Source organism: Mesorhizobium sp. M0848 (assembly GCF_040319805.1).
Classification (GTDB): domain Bacteria; phylum Pseudomonadota; class Alphaproteobacteria; order Rhizobiales; family Rhizobiaceae; genus Mesorhizobium.
In genome coordinates, this window is the sequence record NZ_JAMYOM010000019.1 from 150,199 (window position 1) to 156,685 (window position 6,487).

Sequence of the window (6,487 nt, forward strand, 5' to 3'; positions counted from 1 at the left end):
AACTATCGATGAAGATGGGCCGGGAAACCTGGGCCTCCCGGCAATTCCAAATCTATTCCGCCGCCACGCCCATGCGCATGCGTTCCATCTCGATCAGCGCGCGGCGGTATTCGACCGGCATGATCTTGCGGAATTTCGGCCGGAATGTCGTCCAGTCGTCAAGGATCTCGCGACCACGCACCGAGCCGGTGTAGTGCACATGGTTCGAGATCAGCTGGTAGAGCCGCTCCTCGTCATGGCTGGTCATGTCGCCGGACACGTCGACGCGACCCTTGTGATCGAGGTCGCCGCCATGGTGCAGCAGCCTTTCCATCAGATCGTCTTCTTCCGGAACCGGCTCCAGCTCGACCATCGCCATGTTGCAGCGCTCGGCGAAATCACCCGCCTCATCGAGCACATAGGCGACGCCGCCAGACATGCCGGCGGCGAAGTTGCGGCCGGTCTGGCCGATGACGACGACGATGCCGCCGGTCATGTACTCGCAGCCATGGTCGCCGACGCCTTCGACGACGGCGGCGACGCCCGAATTGCGCACGGCGAAACGCTCGCCGGCGACGCCGGCGAAGTAGGCCTCGCCCTCGGTCGCGCCATAGAGCACGGTATTGCCGACGATGATGGATTCGGCCGCGACGATCTTGGCCTCTTCGGGCGGCCGGATGATGATGCGTCCGCCCGACAGGCCCTTGCCGACATAGTCGTTGCCGGCGCCGACAAGCTCGAACGAGATGCCGCGCGCCAGGAAGGCGCCGAACGACTGGCCGGCGGTGCCGGTCAGCTTCACCTGGATCGTATCCTCGCGCAGGCCTTTGTGCTTGAAGCGCTTGGCCACTTCACCCGACAGCATGGCGCCCGTCGAGCGGTCGACATTGCGGATATCGACCTCGATCTTGACCGGCAGCTTGCTCTCGAGCGCCGGCTTTGCCAGCTCGATCAGCTTGCGGTCGAGCACGTCGTCGATCGGGTGCTTCTGCCGCTCGGTCCAGTGCACCGCTTCATGCGGCGCATCCGGCTTGAAGAACATCTTCGAGAAATCGAGCCCGCGTGCCTTCCAGTGCACGATCAGGTCGCGCTTTTCCAGAAGATCGGTGTCGCCGATGATCTGGTCGAGATGGGTGTAGCCCATCTCGGCGAGCAGCTCCCTCACCTCTTCCGCCACGTAGAAGAAGAAGTTGATGACATGCTCGGGCGTGCCCTTGAAGCGCTTGCGCAGCACCGGATCCTGAGTCGCGACGCCGACCGGGCAGGTGTTGAGATGGCACTTGCGCATCATGATGCAGCCGGCCGCGATCAACGGCGCGGTCGAGAAGCCGAATTCATCGGCGCCGAGCAGCGCGCCGATGATCACGTCGCGCCCGGTGCGCAAGCCGCCGTCGACCTGCAGCGCGACGCGCGACCGCAAGCCGTTCAGCACCAGCGTCTGGTGCGTCTCGGCAAGGCCCATTTCCCAAGGGCTGCCGGCATGCTTGAGCGAGGTCAGCGGCGAGGCGCCCGTGCCGCCGTCATAGCCCGAAATGGTGATGTGGTCGGCGCGTGCCTTGGCGACGCCCGCCGCAACCGTGCCGACGCCGACCTCCGACACCAGCTTGACCGACACGTCGGCCGCCGGATTGACGTTCTTCAGATCGTAGATCAGCTGTGCCAGATCCTCGATCGAATAAATGTCGTGATGCGGCGGCGGCGAGATCAGGCCGACGCCCGGCGTTGAATGCCGGACTTTGGCGATGGTCGCGTCGACCTTGTGGCCGGGCAGCTGGCCGCCCTCGCCGGGCTTGGCACCCTGCGCCACCTTGATCTGCATCATGTCGGAATTGACGAGGTATTCGGCCGTGACGCCGAAACGACCCGAGGCGATCTGCTTGATCGCCGAGCGTTCCGGGTTCTTGCCGCCGCCAGGCAGCGGCAGATAGCGGTCGGCCTCTTCGCCGCCCTCGCCGGTGTTCGACTTGCCGCCGATCTGGTTCATCGCGCGCGCCAGCGTGGTGTGCGCTTCGCGCGAGATCGAACCGAACGACATCGCCCCGGTCGAGAACCGCTTGACGATGTCGGCCGCTGACATGACGTCGTCGAGCGCCGCCTTCTTGCGGCCGGTTTCTCCGGCCAGCTTGATCTTGAACAGGCCGCGAATGGTCTGGGCGCGGGCCGTCTCGCTGTCGATCTGGGCGGAATAGTCCTTGAACGTTTCCCACGATCCCTGGCGCACGGCGTGCTGCAAGGTGGCGACAGCGTCGGGCGACCAGATATGGGCCTCGCCGCGCATGCGGTACATGTACTCGCCGCCGACCTCGAGGCTGTTGCGCAGCACGGGGTCGTTGCCGAAACCGTCATTGTGGCGGCTTAGCGTCTCGGCCGCGATCTCGTCCAGCCCGACGCCTTCGATCAGCGTCGCGGTGCCGGTGAAATATTGCTGCACGAAATCGGTCTTCAGGCCGATGGCGTCGAAAATCTGCGCGCCGCAATAGGACTGGTAGGTCGAGATGCCCATCTTGGACATCACCTTGAGGATGCCCTTGCCGATCGACTTGATGTAGCGCGTGACGACTTCGTAGGCGTCCACCTCCTTCGGCAGTTCCCCGCGCTTGTGCATGTCGAGCAGCGTGTCGAAGGCAAGGTAAGGGTTGATCGCCTCGGCGCCATAGCCGGCAAGGCAGCAGAAATGATGCACTTCGCGCGGCTCGCCGGATTCGACGACGAGCCCGACCGAGGTGCGCAGCCCCTTGCGGATGAGGTGATGATGGACCGCAGCCGTAGCCAGCAGCGCCGGTATGGCGATGCGGTCCGGCCCGACCTGGCGGTCGGACAGGATGATGATGTTGTAGCCGCCGGCGACCGCCGCCTCCGCCCGCTCGCACAACCGGTCGATGGCGCCCTGCATGCCCGCGGCCCCTTCGGCCGAGCCATAGGTGATGTCGATCGTCTTGGTGTCGAAGCGGTCCTCGGTGTGGCCGATGGAACGGATTTTTTCGAGATCGCCATTGGTCAGGATCGGCTGGCGCACCTCAAGCCGCTTGCGGCGCGAATTGCCGACCAGGTCGAAGATGTTGGGCCGTGGCCCGATGAAGGACACCAGGCTCATCACCAGCTCCTCGCGGATCGGGTCGATCGGCGGATTGGTGACCTGGGCGAAATTCTGCTTGAAATAGGTGTAGAGCAGCTTCGACTTGTCCGACATCGCCGAGATCGGCGTGTCGGTGCCCATCGAGCCCACCGCCTCCTGGCCTGTTGTCGCCATCGGCGACATCAAAAGCTTGGTGTCTTCCTGGCTGTAGCCGAACGCCTGCTGGCGATCGAGCAGGCTGACATCCTTGCGCAGCGCGCGCGGCTCGACCGGCTTCAAATCTTCGAGGATGAGCTGTGTGTTGGCGAGCCAGGTCTTGTAGGGATGCTTGGTCGCGATCTCCGACTTGAGCTCCTCGTCGGAGACGATACGCCCCTTCTCCAGGTCGATCAGCAGCATCCGGCCTGGCTGCAGCCGCCACTTCTTGACGATCTTCTCCTCGGGCACCGGCAGCACGCCGGCTTCCGAGGCCATGATGACGCGGTCGTCGTCGGTGACGATGTAGCGTGCCGGGCGCAGGCCATTGCGGTCGAGCGTGGCGCCGATCTGGCGTCCATCGGTGAAAACCACCGCCGCCGGCCCGTCCCACGGCTCCATCAGTGCCGCATGGTATTCGTAGAAGGCCTTGCGATCGGCATCCATGAGCTTGTTGCCGGCCCAGGCTTCCGGGATCAGCATCATCATGGCATGGCTGAGCCTGTACCCGCCCTGGAACAGGAACTCGAGCGCATTGTCGAAGCAGGCGGTGTCGGACTGCCCGTCATAGGAGATCGGCCACAGCTTCGAGATGTTGTTGCCGAACAGTTCGGAATCGACCGACGCCTGGCGCGCGGCCATCCAGTTGTTGTTGCCACGCACGGTGTTGATCTCGCCATTGTGGGCGACCATGCGGTAGGGATGCGCCAGCTTCCAAGACGGGAAGGTGTTGGTCGAGAAGCGCTGGTGGACGAGGATCAGCGCGGTCTCGAAGCGCGGATCGATCAGGTCCTTGTAATAGGCGCCGACCTGGTAGGCCAGGAACATGCCCTTGTAGACGATGGTGCGCGCCGACAGCGACACGCAATAGGCGCCGATGTCCTTGTTGTCGTTCTCGGCGTAGATGCGGCCCGATATCACCTTGCGCAGCAGATAGAGCCTGGCCTCGTATTCCTCGTCATCGGTAATGTCTGGCGTGCGGCCGATGAATATCTGCCGATGGAACGGCTCGGATGCCACGATGTCAGGCGCCTTCGACAGCGACGAATTGTCGACAGGCACGTCACGGAAACCGATGAGCGGAAGCCCCTCGGATTGCGCCGATTCGGCAATGATGTCCTCGATATGGGCGCGAAGGGCCACGTCCTGCGGCATGAACCAGTGTCCAACGCCGTACTGGCCGGCCGGCGGCAGGTCGATGCCCTGGGCCGCCATCTCCTCACGGAAGAATTGGTCGGGAAGCTGCACCAGCACGCCGGCGCCATCGCCGACCAGCGGATCGGCGCCAACGGCGCCGCGATGCGTCAGGTTTTCGAGCACGGCCAGCCCGTCCTTGACGATCTGATGCGACTTCACGCCCTTCATATTGACGATGAAGCCGACGCCGCAGGCGTCATGCTCGTTGCGAGGATCGTAAAGGCCCTGGGCGGAAAGGCCGTTGACGGTTCGGCCAATATCGGTCCGGGACATGGTTTTGACGGTTGCCGCTTTCGTCTGCGCGGCCTGGCCGTTCGTCGCAGAGTGCGTCATGTCCGTCATCTCCTGTCCTCCATTCCCAGCCATTCAGGCGCTGGTTTGCCTCGGCAAGCGCTTGGCTCACCCTGATCCTTGTGGCACGTCTTGCGAAATCCTTGCCGAACCAGGCGGCTTTCCGCATGGATCGCATCTGGTAATCGTACAGGCCAGAGTCTGGCTGTCCACCTGTCGCTCGCGGCAACAGCCGGAGAGGCCCAAATGATACGCCAATCCAGCTCGTTTTGTGCGACAAAATAAGACAGCACTACTGTCCTAAATTTTTATTGCAGAAATCTGGGACGCACACAAGACCGATTCACAAAAAACTTGGGCTTTCCGCGACAGAAAATGTCGTGAAGTTGAGGAAAAACGTAAGCTTCAGTCTTCGACCCGGGCTTTGTCGGTTGGCTGGCTTTACCATTTTTCCGGCGCCTGGCCCCTTGCGGTCCGCTCGCGAAACCGGTCAACTTCAGGCTGATTTCCCCAAAGCCCCGATCTCCCAAGACATAGGCAGATGCATGTTCTTCGCTTCCGACAATTGGGCAGGCGCCCATCCCAATATTGCCGCCGGCCTGTCGGCCAATGCCGGCGGCTTTTCCACCGCCTATGGCGACGGTGCGCTCGACCGGGCAGTCTACCAGCGCTTCAGCGAGATTTTCGAACGAGAGGTCGCGGTGTTCTTCGTCGCCACCGGCACGGCCGCCAATTCGCTGGCGCTCACCGCTTACAACAAGCCGGGCGGCATTTCCTTTGCTCATCGCGAATCGCATGTCATCGAGGACGAATGCGGCGCGCCGGTGTATTTTTCCGGCGGCTCTCGCCTGCATGAGATCGATGGCGCGCTGGGCAAGATCGATCCGCACAATCTGGAAAGGACCATCGGCCGTTTCGCACCGGAAATCGTCCATTGGGGACGACCGATGGCCGTTTCGATCACCCAGTCGACCGAGGTCGGCACCATCTACGGCCTGGATGAGATCGAGACGATCTCCGCGATCGCCAAACAATATTCGGTGCCCCTGCACATGGATGGCGCCCGCTTTGCCAATGCGCTGGTCGCACTCGACACGACACCGGCCGAAATGACCTGGAGACGCGGCGTCGACATCCTCTCCTTCGGCGGCACCAAGAACGGCTGCTGGTGCGCCGAGGCGGTCGTGCTGTTCGATCTTGATCGTGCCAGGGAATTGGCCTTCCTGCGCAAGCGCGCCGCCCAGCTGTTTTCGAAATCGCGCTTCGTGGCAGCGCAGTTCGAGGCCTATTTCAAGGATGGACTGTGGCTGGACACCGCCCGCCACGCCAACGCTATGGCCGCACGCCTTGCCGCCGCGATCGAGGATTCGGCCACGGCCAAGCTGGCATGGCTGCCGCAGGCGAACGAGGTTTTCGCGGTGATCAAGAAAGCCGAGGCCGAGGGGCTGCAGGCCGCGGGGGCCGCCTTCTACGACTGGCACAAGCCGCATGGCTTTGACGGCCACATCGGCGAGGACGAGTTGCTCTACCGCTTCGTCACCAGCTTTGCGACGACAGCCGATGAAGTCGACCGTTTTGGCCAGCTGATCGCCTGATAACGGATATCCCCGACAACAAAAAAGCGGGGGGGGGGGGGGGGGGGTGGCGGGGGGGGGTGGGTGGTGGTTTTTTTGGTGTATTTTATATAAACAGCCACCCCGACAGGGACAAGATGTGGATTGAGAGCGGTGAGGGTTGATAATAAATGGT

At 62.9% G+C, this 6,487-nt stretch carries 2 protein-coding genes; one reads left to right on the forward strand and one right to left on the reverse strand.

The annotated features are described in order from the left end of the window. Positions 1 to 52: 52 nt before the first annotated feature. Complete coding sequence (gltB, locus tag NKH95_RS22085; protein WP_352893123.1) at positions 53 to 4,789, reverse strand: glutamate synthase large subunit; 4,737 nt, start codon at positions 4,787 to 4,789, stop codon at positions 53 to 55. A gap of 494 nt (positions 4,790 to 5,283) precedes the next feature. Between gltB and NKH95_RS22090 the strand changes: the two genes are divergently transcribed. Beyond that, on the forward strand, positions 5,284 to 6,333 hold the full coding sequence (locus NKH95_RS22090; RefSeq protein ID WP_352893125.1) for a threonine aldolase family protein: 1,050 nt from the start codon (positions 5,284 to 5,286) through the stop codon (positions 6,331 to 6,333). Positions 6,334 to 6,487 lie beyond the last annotated feature (154 nt).

Bases quoted from the DNA above. Each gene is read 5' to 3' on its own strand.
- gltB (WP_352893123.1), bottom strand. From the start codon at position 4,789: ATGACGGACATGACGCACTCTGCGACGAACGGCCAGGCCGCGCAGACG.
- NKH95_RS22090 (WP_352893125.1), top strand. From the start codon at position 5,284: ATGTTCTTCGCTTCCGACAATTGGGCAGGCGCCCATCCCAATATTGCC.